Source organism: Pedobacter psychrodurus, from assembly GCF_004331735.1.
GTDB lineage: Bacteria > Bacteroidota > Bacteroidia > Sphingobacteriales > Sphingobacteriaceae > Pedobacter > Pedobacter psychrodurus.
Window position 1 is genome coordinate 1 of record NZ_SJSO01000032.1, and the last position, 17,419, is coordinate 17,419.

At 40.5% G+C, this 17,419-nt stretch carries 12 protein-coding genes; 8 read left to right on the plus strand and 4 right to left on the minus strand.

Annotated features, from left to right (window positions below):
* Positions 1-150: 150 nt before the first annotated feature.
* On the minus strand, positions 151-441 hold the full coding sequence (locus EZ456_RS23390; protein ID WP_131534381.1) for a transposase: 291 nt from the start codon (positions 439-441) through the stop codon (positions 151-153).
* A 325-nt stretch (positions 442-766) separates the two neighbouring features.
* Here EZ456_RS23390 and EZ456_RS23395 point away from each other — a divergent pair, with 325 nt between their 5' ends.
* From EZ456_RS23395 to EZ456_RS23430, 8 genes are all read left to right on the plus strand, one after another.
* On the plus strand, positions 767-1,579 hold the full coding sequence (locus EZ456_RS23395) for a phosphatase PAP2 family protein (protein ID WP_131534383.1): 813 nt from the start codon (positions 767-769) through the stop codon (positions 1,577-1,579).
* Positions 1,580-2,172: 593 nt separating this feature from the next.
* Positions 2,173-5,325 (plus strand): SusC/RagA family TonB-linked outer membrane protein, encoded by a 3,153-nt coding sequence (locus EZ456_RS23400; RefSeq protein ID WP_205945160.1) that lies wholly within the window; start codon positions 2,173-2,175, stop codon positions 5,323-5,325.
* Between the two features lie 11 nt (positions 5,326-5,336).
* Positions 5,337-6,812 carry a RagB/SusD family nutrient uptake outer membrane protein gene (locus tag EZ456_RS23405; protein WP_131534384.1) on the plus strand — a complete coding sequence of 492 codons (1,476 nt, stop codon included), beginning with the start codon at positions 5,337-5,339 and terminating at the stop codon, positions 6,810-6,812.
* 25 nt (positions 6,813-6,837) lie between these two features.
* Complete coding sequence (locus EZ456_RS23410; protein WP_131534385.1) at positions 6,838-8,493, plus strand: arylsulfatase; 1,656 nt, start codon at positions 6,838-6,840, stop codon at positions 8,491-8,493.
* Between the two features lie 18 nt (positions 8,494-8,511).
* Positions 8,512-10,161, plus strand: a complete 1,650-nt coding sequence (locus tag EZ456_RS23415; protein WP_131534386.1) for an arylsulfatase — start codon at positions 8,512-8,514, stop codon at positions 10,159-10,161.
* 652 nt (positions 10,162-10,813) lie between these two features.
* Positions 10,814-11,077, plus strand: coding sequence for a beta-galactosidase (locus EZ456_RS23420; protein ID WP_131534387.1), 264 nt, complete (start codon positions 10,814-10,816; stop codon positions 11,075-11,077).
* A gap of 171 nt (positions 11,078-11,248) precedes the next feature.
* The gene (locus EZ456_RS23425) at positions 11,249-12,598 is read left to right on the plus strand and encodes a Gfo/Idh/MocA family protein (protein ID WP_131534388.1); all 1,350 of its coding nucleotides are present in this window, start codon (positions 11,249-11,251) and stop codon (positions 12,596-12,598) included.
* A gap of 115 nt (positions 12,599-12,713) precedes the next feature.
* A complete protein-coding gene (locus EZ456_RS23430) occupies positions 12,714-13,805 on the plus strand; it encodes a phosphotransferase enzyme family protein (protein ID WP_131534389.1) in 1,092 nt (363 codons plus the stop codon).
* 923 nt (positions 13,806-14,728) lie between these two features.
* Here EZ456_RS23430 and EZ456_RS23435 read toward each other — a convergent pair.
* The 3 genes from EZ456_RS23435 to EZ456_RS23445 form a co-directional block, all read right to left on the minus strand.
* Positions 14,729-15,199: a GtrA family protein gene (locus EZ456_RS23435; RefSeq protein ID WP_131534390.1), complete on the minus strand. Its 471-nt coding sequence runs from the start codon at positions 15,197-15,199 to the stop codon at positions 14,729-14,731.
* Positions 15,196-15,885 (minus strand): CDP-alcohol phosphatidyltransferase family protein, encoded by a 690-nt coding sequence (locus tag EZ456_RS23440; protein ID WP_131534391.1) that lies wholly within the window; start codon positions 15,883-15,885, stop codon positions 15,196-15,198. The genes EZ456_RS23435 and EZ456_RS23440 overlap by 4 nt, the downstream gene beginning before the upstream one ends.
* Positions 15,886-16,042: 157 nt before the next feature.
* Positions 16,043-16,849: a phytanoyl-CoA dioxygenase family protein gene (locus EZ456_RS23445; RefSeq protein ID WP_131534392.1), complete on the minus strand. Its 807-nt coding sequence runs from the start codon at positions 16,847-16,849 to the stop codon at positions 16,043-16,045.
* Positions 16,850-17,419 lie beyond the last annotated feature (570 nt).

Consider the following 17,419-nt stretch of genomic DNA (forward strand, 5'->3'; position numbering starts at 1 on the left):
CTGCGTAAATCTTGCTTATCTCTATCATAAGATGATTATCATCGATAAGCCGCTTACCCTGAGGGTTTTTTAACCAGTAATAAAAACTACTGTTGTTTATTCCAAATACCCTACACATCCTTTCAACAGAAAATATCCTTCGGTAATCTTTTATAAATCCGAATATCTCCCGTCTCCCTTGGAAAAGATGCCTACCGCCTTTTTTAATATATCACGTTCCAGCTGGGCTTCTTTAAGCTCCTTTTGAAGTTTCCGGATCAATTGCTGGTCCTCGCTAAGGCTTGTAGTATCAGCTTTTGYAATTCCTTCGCGCTCTTTCCATTTACTTAAAAGGTTCGAACTTATACCCAATTCTATTGCAACATCCTTTATCGAACCGCGGGCATGGGCCAGATCCAAAGCCATTCTTTTAAAAGGCTCATCAAATATTCGTTTGCTCATATATTCAAATTTAAAGTTTAATGTTTAAATTTGACAAATAAATCCCTCTAGTCAAATGTAGCAACTCCAGTTGTATCATAAATATAGATTTGTCATCCTGAGCCTGTCGAAGGACCCACTTAAATACTCTTTATGGTGTTTCGACAGGCTCTCCGTAGGAGTCCTTTGGACAACATGACAGCATCTAAGGTGAAATCGCCTTTATGATACACCCTCATCTTAATAGGACTTATTCTCAAACACCCAATTTGGAAAATAACTGTACCAACCGATAACTTCAGAATTTCTCCATAATTCGATTATAGTTTTGATTAAAATTTAAGCAATGAAGAGGTTTTTAGGAGCGCTGTTGATTATGGTAACTTACACAGGTCAAACTTATGCCACAGCCGTTATTGAGTACACTCAAAATATAGATTCGGTTAAAAACATCCCTACAGATTCTCTGGGGCGATGGTACACTGGCCATCCGATCCCAAAAAGAAAGTTTCAGGCAACGGCATTCATTGCGCCAGTTCTGCTTGCCGGCTATGGTTTTGCCGCCGTTTACGATCATGATGCATTAAAACAATTGGATGTAAGTACCAAGGCAGAATTACAGGAAGATCATCCTTTATTTGCTGCTCATGTTGATGATTATCTCCAATTTGCACCTGCTGCAGCGGTGTATGCATTGAATTTATCAGGTATAAAAGGTAAACACAATTTGTTTGATGCTTCGATGTTATATGTTACATCAGCTGCAATTATGGGTGTTTCTACCCATTTTGTGAAACAGGGCGTTGGTAGAGAGCGGCCAAATGAAAATGGTCAAAATTCTTTTCCCTCCGGGCATACCGCATCTGCATTTATGGCAGCAGAATTTCTGCGCCAGGAGTATAAAGATGTTAACCCATGGATTGGTTATGCAGGTTATTTTGTCGCCACTGCCACCGGAACACTGCGGATGTATAATAACAAACACTGGTTTAGTGATGTTGTGGCTGGCGCTGGATTCGGAATTGCGTCCACAAAAATATCTTATTTGGTATATCCATATATCAAAAGCCTTTTTACTACAAAAAAAGATAGGAATTTTACGTTTATGCCTTTCCATCAACAAGGCAGCACGGGTTTAATGCTTTCTGGCAGATTTTAGGTTATACCGCCATATTAATTGCGTAATATCTTATCAATTTAAATATTAATCTATAAATTCTATAGGATTTATAGAATTTAATATTATATTTGCCCACCACTGCAAATAACGATATGAATAAATTTTACTTTCTTTCATTTTCTACCTACGCTATCCACTGTTCGAATTACCACGAATCAATGCGAATGTGTTGTTGTTATGCGTAAACTTATTGTAACTATGGCTTTCTAAATGGCCAGGCGCTCAACAATAATGCTTTGACCTACCAGTCATAAACTAAAATATATCCTTATTATGAACCTTGCCTTATTTTACAGGACATCTCTTGTAATCATTCCTTTGTCTGGTTTTTTCAAGCCAGATCCGATAACAGATATGCAGAATAAAGTTTCATTTGGTAGGAAATGAGCAGGTATGGTATTGATAAAGGATAAACAAACCATTAAACAATAGGAGGATAGCATATATGAATTTTACAAACTAATAAGAATCGGGGAAACACAAATGTATCTCCCCTGGATTAAATCATCGAAACAGGTCTTCAATTGGCGTTGGCACCTGAATCAATTTACCACTTAACCTTAAACAAAAGTATGCAAAAATTTGAAGAAGTCAGGTGGCCCTATGGGTCGGCTTCGCAAGTCTCATTACCAGTTTTCGGACAGGAAAAGCCTGTTCGATCCAGATTATCAGTTCATTCCCTACGGATGTTGCGCCATTTAGGAATGTTGATTATCGCTCAATTTATTTTTTCAATTGCGGTTAAAGCACAAACCGTACCGCTCATTAACTCTACCCTCACCGGTTTGGTTACCGATTCAAAAACAAAAGAACCCATTCCAGGTGTTGTAATCCGAATCAATGGAACTACCCACTCTGCAGCAACCGACAATGAAGGTAAATTTAGGTTCGTAACCGGACAGAAGTTTCCTTATACCTTAACAGTAAGTTACATCGGTTATAAAACCATCGAAATTATTGCAAATGGAAGTCCGATTGAAATTAAACTAGAAGAAGCTGCCAACCAGCTCGATAATGTGGTGGTAGTGGGTTATGGAACGCAGAAGCGAAGCGATATTACAGGTTCCGTTTCTTCCATTTCTAAATCGGCATTAAAACAACCCTTGAGTTCGGTCGATCAATTGTTAAAGGGCGCTGCTGCGGGTGTGCAGGTAACCCAAACATCTGGCCAGCCGGGTGGCGGTGTAAGTATCCGTGTAAGGGGTGGAAGTTCTGTACAGGGCGGAAATGAACCCCTATATGTGCTTGATGGATTTCCTTTGTACAACAGTTCGGCTTCGGCAGGCACACTGAGTGGTACACCGCTTAACCCATTGGCCAGTATCAATCCTTCCGATATTGAAACGGTTGATATTTTAAAAGATGCTTCTGCAACTGCGATTTATGGTTCGAGAGGAGCCAATGGTGTCGTGATTATCACTACTAAAAAGGGAAAAGCAGATCGTAGTGCGGTTACTTACGAAGGCAGTTATGGTACGCAATCGCTTAGAAAGAAATTAGACCTTTTAAATGCACACGATTTTGCTTTGCTCCGAAACGATGCCCTGTATGATACCGATCCAACAAAAGGCCGTTTCCAGTATGTAAGTCAGGCGCAGATCGATCAATTGGGTGCAGGCACAGATTGGCAAGCTGAAGCATTCGAACGTGCATCAACACAGAACCATCAACTCACTATAAGTGGTGGTAACCCAAAAACACGTTACCTCATTTCGGGGAACTATTTTGATCAGGATGGTATTTTAAAGAACACCGATTATTCGAGGATCAGTATCAGGGCTAATGTAGATGCCCAACCTTTCGAAAAATTTAAAGTAAGCGCAAGTATTACCGGAAGTAAGGCAGATGCCAATGTATCTCCTTCGGGGATCATCAATGGCCTGTTAATTATGCCTGCTACCGCTTCTATTTATGATGCTTCTGGTGCTTACACCCTCCGTAATCCATTCGAAAATATATTTGCCAACCCAATTGCCTCATTAAAAGAGCAGATCAATAAATCAACCACCAATAAATTTTTAGGAACAGCATTTGGAGAATACACCATTATTGAAGGACTCAATTTAAAAGTATTACTTGGTGCTGATGTAAACAGTGTAAATGAAAAGAATTATATCCCATCAACCATTTATGAAGGAAGTACCATTGGTGGTTCTGCCGGAAAGGGAACTTATAATTCTTATTCCTGGTTAAATGAGAATACCCTTTCGTACAATAAAGCTTTTGGTAAACATGCTTTAGATGCTGTAATCGGTTTTACGCAACAGGAATTTTCGAGCGAAACCACCAGGGCAAATGCACAAAAGTTTGTAACCGACGATTTAACCTTTAACAGCCTGCAAAGTGGCGCAACTTTGGTAGCGCCCTATTCTGATGCCTCAAGATGGGTATTACATTCTTACCTGGCCAGGGTAAATTACAGTTTCGATAACCGTTATTTCTTAACCTCCAGTATCCGTGCCGATGGTTCATCACGTTTTGGCAAAGGAAACAAATGGGGTTATTTCCCTTCAGCGGCGGCTTCATGGAAAATCAGTAACGAGAAATTTTTTGAGTCCTTACAAAAAACAGTCAGTGAGTTAAAGGTACGTGCCAGTTTCGGTACAACAGGAAACCTGGAGATAGGCCAATACCAGTCTTTGGCAACCTTATATAGTCTTAATTATGTATTCGGTGGTGCTACCGCAACTGGTTTTGCACCTAACCGCATTGCAAATGATAAACTGGGCTGGGAAACTACCCATCAATACGATGCTGGTTTAGATATCGGTTTTTTTAATAACCGGATCCAATTAACCTTAGATGGCTACTACAAGAAAACCAAAGATTTATTGTTAAATGTAGAGATCCCCTGGACAACAGGTTATGGTACATCGCTACAGAATTATGGATCGGTATTGAATAAAGGATTCGAAATTGGCCTGAATACCCGCAACCTTACCGGAGCATTGATCTGGAATACCAATTTAAACTTTTCTGTTAACCGGAATGAAGTGCTGAGTATTGGTAATGGCGCACAGTCCTACATCAGCGGGAACTACATTGTAAAAGTTGGCGAGCCATTGGGTAGCTTTTATGGTAATGTAACTGATGGAATTCTACAAACTGGCGAAGAAGCTACTAAAGGTAAATATACCGGTAGCGCCGTGCCCAAACCTGGCGATAGATTGTACAAAGATATTAATGGCGATGGCCAGTTTACCACTGCTGCAGATAAAGCCATTATTGGCAATGCACAACCCGATTTCATTTTTGGCGTAACCAATAATTTCGAGTACAAAGGTTTCGATCTGTTAGTATTTGTACAAGGCTCGTACGGCAACAGTATTTTGAACTCGAATATGCAAACCTTAGAGCTGTTTACCGGGCAACAAAATGCCTCGGCTACCGCTTTAAACCGGTGGACACCAAATAATCCAAGTCAAACCATTCCAAGAGCCAAATTAGATCCTGCACCTGTATTTTCTGATCGTTTTATAGAGAGCGGTTCTTTCTTAAGGTTAAAAGATGTATCACTGGGTTATACCTTGCCAAAAAAGATCTCTGCTAAGGCAAAGTTATCAAATGTATATTTCTATGTAGCCGGGCAGAACCTCCTTACCTGGACAAACTATTCAGGCTTCGATCCTGAAATTACCTCTGGAAGTAATGTATCGCCAGGAACTGATGCGGGGATTTATCCCATCGCCAGATCGGTTAGGGCTGGCTTAAGGTTAACATTTTAATCTATATCTCAATGAAAAAGATAAACTTAATATATGCATCTATTTTAGCAGTGGCACTCTCGGCCTGCTCTAAGCTAGAAGAAGATCCAGAATCTGTACTGGTTACGGCACAGTTTTACCAAAACGAAGGTCAGGCGGTTTCTGCTGTTACGGCCAATTACCGCAAACTTTACGAAAGTGGCCAGTCGCTCTACAACAGTTTGATACAGATTGGGGTAGAAATGGCTACCGACGATTATGAAGCAGGCCCAAGGGCCAGAAATGCACATGTTAGGGCCATATCAGGCCTAACCCACGATTCATCAAACGATAGGATGGAGCAGTTATGGAAACAAAGTTACGATGCCATTAATGCTTCAAACATTGCCATAGATAAAATTGCTTTAATTGATGAGGCGAAAATTAGCTCATCCGTTAGAAAACGTTTAATTAACGAATCGAAGTTTTTAAGGGCTTTACATTATTTTAACCTGGTACGTTGGTTTGGCGATGTACCCATTGTACTGCACGAAAATACTTCTTTAGCGCCCGAAGATTTATATGTACCCAATGCGCCCGAGGCTGCGGTATATGCACAGATAATTCAGGATTTAAAAGATGCAGAATCGTTGCCTGCACCGGCTGAATATAGCAGCAAAGATTTGGGAAGGGCAACTTCAGGCGCAGCCAAAAGTCTGTTGGCAAAAGTATACCTTACCCATAAAGAGTGGGCTAATGCCGTACAAAAAAGCAAAGAGGTAATCGATAGTAAATACTATTCACTGTTTGCAAATTTTGCCGATGTATTTAATGTAGCCACCAAAAATGGTAAAGAGCATATCTTCTCGGCACAGTTTGTAGGTAACGCTGGCTTTCAAGGCAATAGTTTGGCCAGCCGTTCGGCACCGGCAGATGTACCCGGTATTAATGGCGATTATGCTGATGCCTTGCATACCACGGGCGGTTTGTATGCCAGCTTTGCCGATAACGATACCCGAAAGGCGATCACCTTTGTTACGCAGATGGTGAGCCCTACAAATGGTCAGTTATATACCTTTTCGCCGCAGTTTAATAAATATTACGATCCGGCTGTAGTGGGCAATCAATCTCAGTCTTCTAAAAATTTACCCATTATCCGTTATGCAGAAGTGCTTTTAATTTATGCTGAAGCATTAAATGAAGTAAACAATGGGCCAAATGCAGCAGCCTATGCCGCAATAGATGAAGTACGTCAGCGTGCAGGTATTGCCAAACTAGCCGATATTTCTCCGGCATTAACTGCAGATCAGTTTAGGGATGCTGTTTTTCAGGAGCGCAGAAAGGAGTTGGTTTTCGAATATCAGCGCTGGTTCGACCTGGTTAGAAGAGGAGCCGATTATTATGTGGCCACACTTAAAGCAGCCGGAAAAACTTTAGCAGCCAAGCGACACATCCATTTTCCGATTCCACAACGCGAGCTTAATCTCAACCCTAAATTAAAACAAAACCCAGATTGGGTAAACTATTAATCGTTTTATACTAAAATTTAATCACATGAATTTTAAACAAAAATATTTCCGGTTGCCCATCCTAAAGGCATGCCTGTTGGCTGCTGGTTTATTGGGGGTGCAGGTTGCATCTGCGCAGAAAAAGCAAAAACCCAATATCGTGCTGGTACTGGTTGATGATCTTGGCTTTTCAGATATTGGTCCTTTTGGCGCAACAGAAATAGAAACACCCAATTTAGATAAACTGGCTGCTGGTGGCCTAAAGCTGAAAGAATTTTACAACAATTCGATCTGTGCGCCTACCCGGGCATCACTGCTTACCGGGCAGTACCAGCATAAGGCTGGTGTTGGCTTTTTTAACAATAACCTGGGCCTGGCAGCCTATCAGGGTTTTTTAAACCACGAATCGCTAACCCTGGCCGAGGTACTTAAATCAGGCGGTTACACCACGCTCATGGCGGGTAAATGGCATGTGGGCGACGATCGGAACCAATGGCCAAACCAACGTGGTTTCGATCATTTCTTTGGCTTTATTGGGGGTGCCAGCAACTATTACGAAATCGGAGAAAAAGGAACTGAAACAGTACCATTGGTTAAAGATAATGAACCCTATTTCCTGGAGCCAGGGAAATATTTAACCGAAGAGATTACCAATAATGCATTGGGTTTCTTAGATGATCAGCAAAAAGCTAAAAAGCCTTTCTTTTTATACCTGGCCTACAATGCACCACATTGGCCACTCCAGGCACTGCCTGCTGATATCGCTAAATATAAAGGGAAGTACAAATTAGGCTGGGATTCGTTGCGCGTACAACGCTACCGCAATGCCATTAAAAAAGGACTTATTGGTGCCGATCAGAAAATTGCCGCGCACGATGACCAGGTAAAACCCTGGAACAAGTTAACGTATGATGAGCAAGCGTATTGGCAAACCCGCCAGGAAGTTTATGCAGCCATGATCGATCATGTAGATCAGGGTGTTGGCCGTTTGCTGGCTAAACTAAAGGAACTGAAACAGGACGAAAATACCATCATTATTTTTATTTCAGATAATGGCGCTCAGGGTGGCAACGGCACCAGGCCATACACCCAACGCATCACTGGTCCTGTTGGTACCGCCGGATCGTACGAAACGCAAAATAGCAATTGGTCGCAAACGGGTAATTCGCCCCTTCGCAATTATAAGGGCGCACCCTATGAAGGCGGCATTAGTGCACCCTTTATTGCCTGGTTTCCGAATAAAATTAAAGCCGGAACCATTGCCAAAGGAACAGGCCACCTGATCGACCTTGCACCAACGTTTTACGAACTGGCGGGTATTAACTATCCAAAACAGTTAAACGGCATAACCAGCAATGCCCTCGCCGGAAAAAGCCTGTTGCCTCTACTTAGTGGCATAACCGATACCGTGCAACGTTCAGTGCCCTTGTTTTGGGAACGTGGAGGCAATAAAGCCGTACGATGGGGTAAATGGAAACTCGTTTCTCCGGCAGGCTTAACCGAAAAATATGAGCTTTTCGACATCGAAAAGGATAGGGGTGAAAATGCCGATGTTGCCGCTCAGCACCCAGAGGTAGTAGCACAGTTAAAAGCCGCTTACGTAAAGTGGGCAGCAGAAAATGGAGTAGTAGATTACGAAACGCTTAAAACAGCACCTGCCCGCCCTGCTCAGGGAAACAACCGCGGCAATCAGAACTTTTAATATTAAATAAAGAAAAAGATGAACAAAGTAATATTAACCTGCATAGCTGCGCTAATGGCCATTGAAGGTTTTGCGCAAAATGCCAGGCCGGCAAAGCCTAATATTATTCTGATCCTGGCCGATGATCTGGGGTATTCAGATCTTGGCGCCTTTGGCTCAGAAATTAAAACACCCAATTTAGATCGACTCGCCAACGAGGGCCTTAGGCTAAAAGAATTTTACAACAACTCCATTTGTGCACCAACCCGCGCTTCCTTATTAACAGGCCAGTACCAGCACAAGGCAGGAGTGGGGTATTTTGCTAACGATTTGGGGCTTCCGGCTTACCAGGGTTACCTTAATAAAGAATCGCTCACCCTTGCCGAAGTTTTAAAAACCCAGGGTTATAATACGTTAATGTCGGGTAAATGGCATGTGGCCGGTAAAGAGGTGAGTTTTCCCTGGCAGCGTGGTTTCGATCACGTAATGATGTCGGAAAATGGAAGTTATTTCGATCAGGGCGATTACGAAGGGGGTAAAAAACGCGCCTATACCATTGATGGGAAACCTTACCCATTGGAAGCGGGTAAATTTTACCAAACCGATGTAATTACCGAGAATGCGGTAAATTTTTTAGATCAAAGTACTAAAGATAAACCCTTCTTCCTGTATTTAGCCTATACCGCACCGCATTGGCCTCTACATGCACTGCCTGAGGATATTGCCAAATACAAAGGCCGCTATGATAAAGGCTGGGATGTACTCCGTGCCGAAAGAATTAAAAAGCAAAAAGAACTGGGTATTATTGATGGTAATTCTACCATCTCAGAAAAAGATGCCGATATCTACAACTGGAACAAACTATCATTCGATCAGCGCAGCCAGTGGGCCAAAAAGATGGAGATTTTTGCCGCCATGGTCGATCGTTTAGATCAGGGCATTGGCCAGGTTTTAAATAAGTTAAAAGCAACCGGAGCCGATAAAAATACCATCATCCTGTTTATTTCTGATAACGGTGCCCCTGCAGAAGATCTGGTAAAATGGTATAAAGGTGCCGTGCGCAATTCGGGCCCAGTAGGTACTATTGGTTCTTACGAGTCGCAAAGCAAAAACTGGTCTTATGCTTCAAATTCGCCATTAAAAGCCTTTAAAGATTACATGTACGAAGGTGGCATAAGTTCGCCGTTTATTGCCTGGTATCCGGCTAAAATTAAACCGGGCAGCATTAAAAAAGGTACAGGCCATATTATCGATATTGCTCCAACTTTTTACGATCTGGCCGGGGCTACCTATCCGAAAAGCTATCAGGGCATTACGCCGAATGCATTGGCTGGTAAAAGTTTGTTGCCGGTGTTGTTTGGTAACGATAACGAACTGAAACGTGATGAACCGCTATTTTGGGAACGTGCGGGCAATCGCGCCGTACGCGCTGGTAAATGGAAATTGGTATCTACCTGGCCAGGCTACAATTGGGAACTGTACAATTTAGAAACCGACCGCGGCGAAACCACCAACGTAGCCAGGCAAAACCATGAGGTGGTGAGCAGGTTATCGGTAGCCTATTTCGACTGGGCAAAAAGAACAGGTGTGGTCGATTTTGCTACGCTTGAGGCCAAAGAACCACAGTCGATGAAAGAGTTCAGGAAAAGTAAGGTACAAGAAGTTGTATCAGAAGGTTTTGGTTTTTAATATTTTATCATAACATCAACTCCCCTCCTAATTTAGGAGGGGTTGGGGGTGGTCTGCAATTAGTTTGTGTATTTTCATTTGAAAACGAACGTTCGTACCGCTGTAGGTACTGCAGCCCCGTTATTCACTCCAATCTTTTTATTGCAAAATCTACGCAACCAGCGGTAAGTATAGGAAGGATTACCCTTAAGCAATAAAAAGGATTTCCGTTGCTACTGGGTTTATGAACCAAGGGTTTGTGGTTTTTACGCCCATGAACATTATATTCATGTGTTCAATCTTTGTTTTATAGCGATTGCCAAAGATTTTTTGTCATCTGCTCAATGATTTTACGGATTTTTTCTTGTAGCTGCAAATTTTTAATGCGTTCTCTAAGTCACGAACAATTTCTTTTGTTGTCTGTAACTGCAATCAATTTGTCGTCTTAAAATTTCTTCGTCTTTTATAATCATCAGCTGATGATTTTTTATTGTAAGGTAAGATGTAGTAACTAGAATATAGTTGTATTACACTTGGTGTTATCATGGAATAAACTTTAAACAGTTTCTAAAAATTAGTCAATCGTTTGCGCTGTTATTTATGTTGTAATGCTCATTTGCTTATTCTACTTTTAAAGAATACAAATCAACAAAACCGAAAAGAACCAGCACAAATGCATACCCATTTGCTTAAAAAAACATTTGTTTTAGGGCTATTAATAACCATATCCATTAATAGCTGGGCTCAAAAACAAAACACCTTTATAATAGGTGCCGAATCTTTTGAGCTTAATGGCAAGCCAAATGTAATACGCTGTGGTGAAATGCATTTTGCCCGTATACCAGAAGCCGATTGGAAACAACGTTTGCAAATGGCCAAAGTAATGGGTTTAAATAAGGTTTGTGCTTACTTATTTTGGAATATACACGAAAAATAACCTGGTCAGTTTACCTGGGGCAAACACTTTTTAAAAATCTTTATCCCATTAATGCGCTGTGGATGAATGCGTTTTGGTGTATAAAAGTACGAAAGAATAGCAAGTAAAACGTTTGTTCAGTATTAACCGGATCAATTAAAAAAACTAAACAATAAATATTAAACAACACAAATGGAACGTAGAGATTTTATCAAAAATGGTGCATTTACGGCTGCGGGTTTAACCATCCTGCCAACTGGAAGTTTATTTGCATCATCAGACAGTGGAAAAGTAAGAGTAGGTTATATCGGTGTTGGTGCACGTGGTATGAGCCATATTTCTGAAGGTGCCTTAAGAGACGACGTAGAAATTGTTGCAATTTGCGATACCCAAGAAAGCTCACTTAAAGTTTGCCGTAATTTTATAGCCAAAAAAGGCAGACCAGCAGCAACAGAGTATACTGGTGGCTTAGATGCTTATAAAAAACTTTTAGACCGTAAAGATATTGATGCCGTAATTATTGCAACACCATGGCAGTTTCACAGAGATCAGGCAGTTGATGCGATGAAAGCTGGTAAATATGTAGGTTGCGAAGTAATTGCAGGTTTAAGTGTTCAAGATCACTGGGATATTGTAAACACTTCTGAAAAAACAGGAATGCCTTACATGACCTTAGAAAACGTTTGTTACCGTAGAGATGTAATGGCGGCTTTAAATATGGTTAGACAAGGTCTTTTTGGCGAATTGGTGCACCTTGAAGGTGGTTACCAACATAACTTAAGAAACGTACTTTTTAATAACGGTAAAGATTATTATGGAGGTGGGGTAGAGTTTGGACCAAAAGCACTAAGCGAGGCACAATGGCGTACGCAGTTTAACATCGATCAGGATGGCGATTTATATCCAACCCACGGTGTTGGCCCATTAATGCAATATGCTAATATTAACAGGGGAAATAGCTTTACCAGCCTGGTATCGTTCAGCTCTAAAGCAAGAGGTTTGGCCGCATACGTAGAAGAAGTTTCTCCTGGCCATCCTAACGCTAAAATTAATTATAAAAATGGTGATGTGACCACTACAATGATCAACTGTGCAAATGGCGAAACCGTATTGTTAAGTCACGATACCCACTTACCTAGGCCATATTCTATCGGTTTCAGGGTACAGGGAACAAAAGGTCTTTGGATGGATGTAAACAAATCAGTACACATCGAGCATAAATCGAAAGATCATGCTTGGGATAAAGCTGAAGAATGGTTTGCTAAATACGATCATCCCCTTTGGAAAAAATATGAAGCAGAAGCTGTAGGCGCTGGTCACGGTGGTATGGACTGGTTTGTCTTTAATGGATTTATCCAGGCGGTAAAACAGAAAAAACAAACACCGATTGACGTATATGATTCAGTTACGATGAGCGTGATTATGCCACTTTCTACCAAATCTTTAAAAGAAGGGAATATGCCGCAAAAATTCCCTGATTTTACAAAAGGAAAATGGAGAGATCGTAAAAATACTTTCGCTTTAGACGATAGCGGTTTTTAGTCTCGATTGCGGGTATTGCTTATGGCGTACCCGCATATTTTAATACGCAACTTTATTCAGGTTGATCAAATGGTTTTCCTGGAACAATTTTTATTCAAATATATATTAACATCTTATGTTTCAAGCAGTTTTAGGTGCTTATGGACTTAACGCAGAAAAATTTAAAATTGAACCTTTCGGCTCGGGCTTAATTAACCATACCTGGAAAGTTTACGGTGAGGGATTAGCCTATATCTTGCAAGAGGTGAATACGGAAGTTTTTCGCCAGCCTCAAAATATTGCTCAAAATATTGAGACAATAAAAAAATATCTTGATCAAACAGCCCCTAAATATTTATTTGTTGCCCCAATTGCGGCTGCAAATGGAGACGATTTTGTGGTTATTGAAGATCATTTTTATAGGATTTTTCCATTTGTGGAAAATTCTTGCTCTATTGATTTTGTGCATCAGCCTGAGCAGGCCTACCACGCTGCTAAGCAGTTTGGTAAATTTACCAGGATGCTTTGTGCCTTCAACGTACAAAAATTAAAACCCACTATCGAAGATTTTCATAACCTGCCTTTACGTGTAGAGCAGTTTAAAAAAGCTTTAGAACAAGCTGGCGATGAAAGGATTAGTGAGGCAAAGTTTGCTATAGAAGAGATTATCAGACATTACGATATAGAAGAGCAATATGTACACATGGTAGATAGCGGTGCGCTTAATTTACGTGTTGTACACCACGATACCAAAATTAGCAATGTACTGTTACAGGCCGAAACTGGCGTGGGTTTATGTGTAATCGATTTAGATACTGTAATGCCCGGATACTTTATTAGCGATGTAGGTGATATGATGCGGACTTATCTCTCAGAAGCCAATGAAGAGGAAAAGGAGTTTATCAAAATAGCCATTAGAGAAGATGTTTTTGCCGCAATACATAAAGGCTACATGGAAGAAATGGACCAGGTTTTAGCCTTTACCGAAAAACAGTTCTTTATTTATTCAGGTAAATTTATGATTTACATGCAAGCGGTTAGGTTTATAGCCGATTTTTTAAACGGCGACATTTACTATAAAACGAATTATCCAGATCACAATTTGGTAAGGGGCTTAAATCAGATCGATTTACTGAATAAGTACATTGCCAAAGAATCGAAATTTGAAGAAATTATTAAGAAGATTAATGAAAATAGAGTGAGCGACTCTAAAACAATATTAAACTAATAAGGTAAAGGCAAGGTGTTCAGTTTTTATGCTTCATCGTTTGGGCTGGACATCCTTTTTGCCTTTATGAGGTTCGTCATCTCGACTGTAGCGCGGTCACGGTGTTAAAGCCTACAGTGTATACATTTTTGTTAGTCTGGATTTGTTTTTTAGTATATGTTTTTAAGACGCTCGTGCTGATCCGATAGCTATCGGATTTATTTCAGCATCTTTCCTGCTATTAGTTGCTCCTGCTTCCTTCAGAGACAATAATTTGGAACAAATGTTGGTTTTTTCCGCTCTTTGCCGCGGGGGCATGGTAGTTTTTCGCAGATCATGTTATTTTTATTTGTGCTCAAGAATGCTGGCGCATTTTGGAGCGCCAAAGTACCCAAAGCGCTTTGTCAATCCAGCAATGAGCCTTTTTGCACAATCCCACGCACATCAAAAAAACAGCGGCACTTCGTTTAATCAGGTATTGTCTGTGTTTTCTTTGGTCTAATTGAGCCCTTCGGGGTTTGTGTTCAATTCTTTTCAAAGCTTTGAATTGTTGCTTATGAACACAAAACCACTGCGTTTCAGGTTTGTTAGTGCCAGTTTGCCTGAACTGCTCCTGTTTTTTGATTTTCCCGGCTCTTGGGATTGACGGTATTCTTCGGTATAACCTGTGTGTTATTAAAGCAAGCTAGTATTACGCAAAAAAAAGCATCAAGAACATGTGTCGACAGGATAGGATAATAAATCGGAAAGGAGATCTGTCTAATTAGATTTCGCTTTGCTAAGCGATCGCGGTTTTCGACTACGCGCGCTGTACCTCGCCTGAAAGGATGACAATCAGAGACCATCTAGAATGTTCTTATTAACAAATAAAGCGCAAACGTTTGTTAATATATTTGGGTAGAGAAAATTATGCTACAAATTACAGAAAAGGTAAATGGAAGCCATTAAGCTTTTTGTTGTTGGCCAACTGTTTCACAATAATCTTCTTCGTCTATTTCATAATCGCTTAGTTGATTGGTTTTAAATACCCAATATTTCATTAGCGGATAGTTAAAACCATAAGAAACTATACTATCAATTAAAAGCCTGCCTATTTTATAATCTACACTTAAGCTTTGCTGCAATAAATAGGTACCTGTTGATTTTAATGAAATACTGCCCAAAACCACGGTAAAAAAACGGATGAGCTGTCCACTGGTAGAACTGTGATACCCATCGTTGCTTTTAAAAGCCCAAAAACGGTTAATCCAAAAATTAACAATCCCACCCACTGTTCCTGAAATTAAAATCGAAATGGCAAAGTGGATATGCAAGCATTCGGTTAGCAGTACCATTAATCCATAATCGGTAACACCACCAGAAAAGGCCGATACCTGGGCTTTCAGAAAAAGCTTAACAGATGCCCAGCTGATCATTCTTTTTCCTCCCTGTCTTTGGCATCGCCTGCTTTTAAAAGTTTTAGGGTATCGATAATATTGATTACCGATAACAATATGGTTACGGCGATGGCAAAATAGATGATGCTGCCCACAATCAAAGTTTCTATAATGAGGATAAGTGAAATCATTACGCGCAACTCCGTTGGCCCTAAATGCCCTGAATCGATTTGATAAAAACCTGTTATTTTATAGCGGAGCTGACTAATAATCATCGACCAGCCATAAAGCACCACGAATAAAAATGCGAAAATCTGTGTTGTTCCGGGAGCGTAAAAGTAGTAGCCTAACCCGATGAGGATAATGCTGAGCCAATCCATAACAATGTCGAGTGCAAATCCATACCATTTTCGGGCTATTTTACGATAATAGGCCAATCTGCCATCAAGCGAGTCGCCAAGCCAATTGATGATGAAGCCTAAAATGCCCATCAGTAAATAATTTCTCGAATAAAAACTGCCCAAAATAAAAGCCAAAAAAACGATTAATGATCCAAACATGCCAATACCCGTCATCATATTTGGCGTAATTAAGCCTGGAACTTTTTTAAGCAAAAATAAGATCAGCCTTTGCTCACCCTTACGTAGGATATTGGTTCGTTCGCGATCTGAAAATACCCGTTTGCTATCTGTATTACCCTCTTCCCCTTTAATAATATCCTCCAATTTAATATCCCATTAATACAAAGCCAAAAAACATAGCGGTTTCTGGTCGATAAAATTTTAAACTGATTTTCTTCGGTATTCCTTTAGCGAAACCGCTTATCTGCTTTAGCTTCCCTGATCTGACCAGGTAACTGAATACGAGCACAAATAACATAAGCTATTTAACTATGCCCGCGAAACGTTGGTAAAATACGGTTGGACTATTCTCATTTTTTGGTGCGTACTTACCAGCGATAATTGGAACATAGATTACACGTCTTCTGCTTTCCTCGCCTCGAATGGCCGATTCTGCAACCCTGTGCCACAGCCTTCCATCATGGATGGTTAAATCTCCTGCTTCGGGCAATATCGATACCTCTTCAGCATCAGGTTTGTTATCCAGGAAGTATTTTTTGCGAAAGAGCATTTGGTAAATACTCTGTTTATGAGTGCCGGGGATGATTTTTAATCCACCATTTTCTGGTTTTAAAGTACTGAGGTGAATGCCCACATTTAACATCGGGTTTAGTTTGGCACCATAAAAAATATCCCTCAAACCATCTGTATGCCAGCCCATTTTGCTGAATTTGCTTTCTGGGCCGTTAATGTAATGGTTAAACACCATGCCATCTTTTTCTTCGGTACCCAAGCGTGCACCTTCACCCGCCAATTGAAGTAATGCATTAAACCGTGGATCTAATAACAAACCGCTTAAAGTTTGATGTTGTTGGTTTATAAATGCAAAACGCTGCACAATTGCCGAGCCATCAAGATCTTTCCCATATTTAATCGGTACACCATTTACTTTTTTGATATCTTGCTTAATCCATTTTTGTTCAACCTGTTTAGAAGCATCAATAATTGAATTTACGGTTTCGGGTTTGATGAAATTTTTGAAATGGATAAATCCATGAGTGTTAAAAAAGTCGAGCTGTTGTGCTGTTAATTGTTCGGATAGGGTAAAGGTTGGATACGATGTTGCCATGTGTCGAAATTTAAAGTTAAGAAAAGGATAAATTGGAATAAGAATTATGCGCAGCAACAGCACATTCGCATTCGCGAGTGGTTCGGTACTGAAGGAAAATAAAACACTAATGTTTTATTCGACATAATCTATAGAATTAGTAGTATTTAGTACAAACGTAACATATTTTTAATATTCCAAAGAATTTAATTAGAAATATTTTAAAATATTTTTTTTCAGGAAGCTGGTCTAGCTTATTTAACTACAAAGGATGCAGAGGGAATGCGCAGCGCGCGTAAAGCTGGGTGCTTATGTTTTCATCTTCTATTCTTTACCACCGAGTTCACAGAGAAAAGATCACAGAGGGCATAGGGTGCCTGCTGTGTTAGATATTACCATCTAGTACTGAGATTCGTTATCAAATTGAAATAGACCTTTTATTATTTTGAGCGCAATACTTGTGCAAAGCAACATGTGAGTCCCCGTTTTCCGCTTTACGCTTCGCTTCGTCGCACCTCCTTGCTGCAGGGTAACACTGCACCCGGGGCTAAAGGGCTAGATTAGCATTTAATTTTTAGGGCTTTTGGTCCA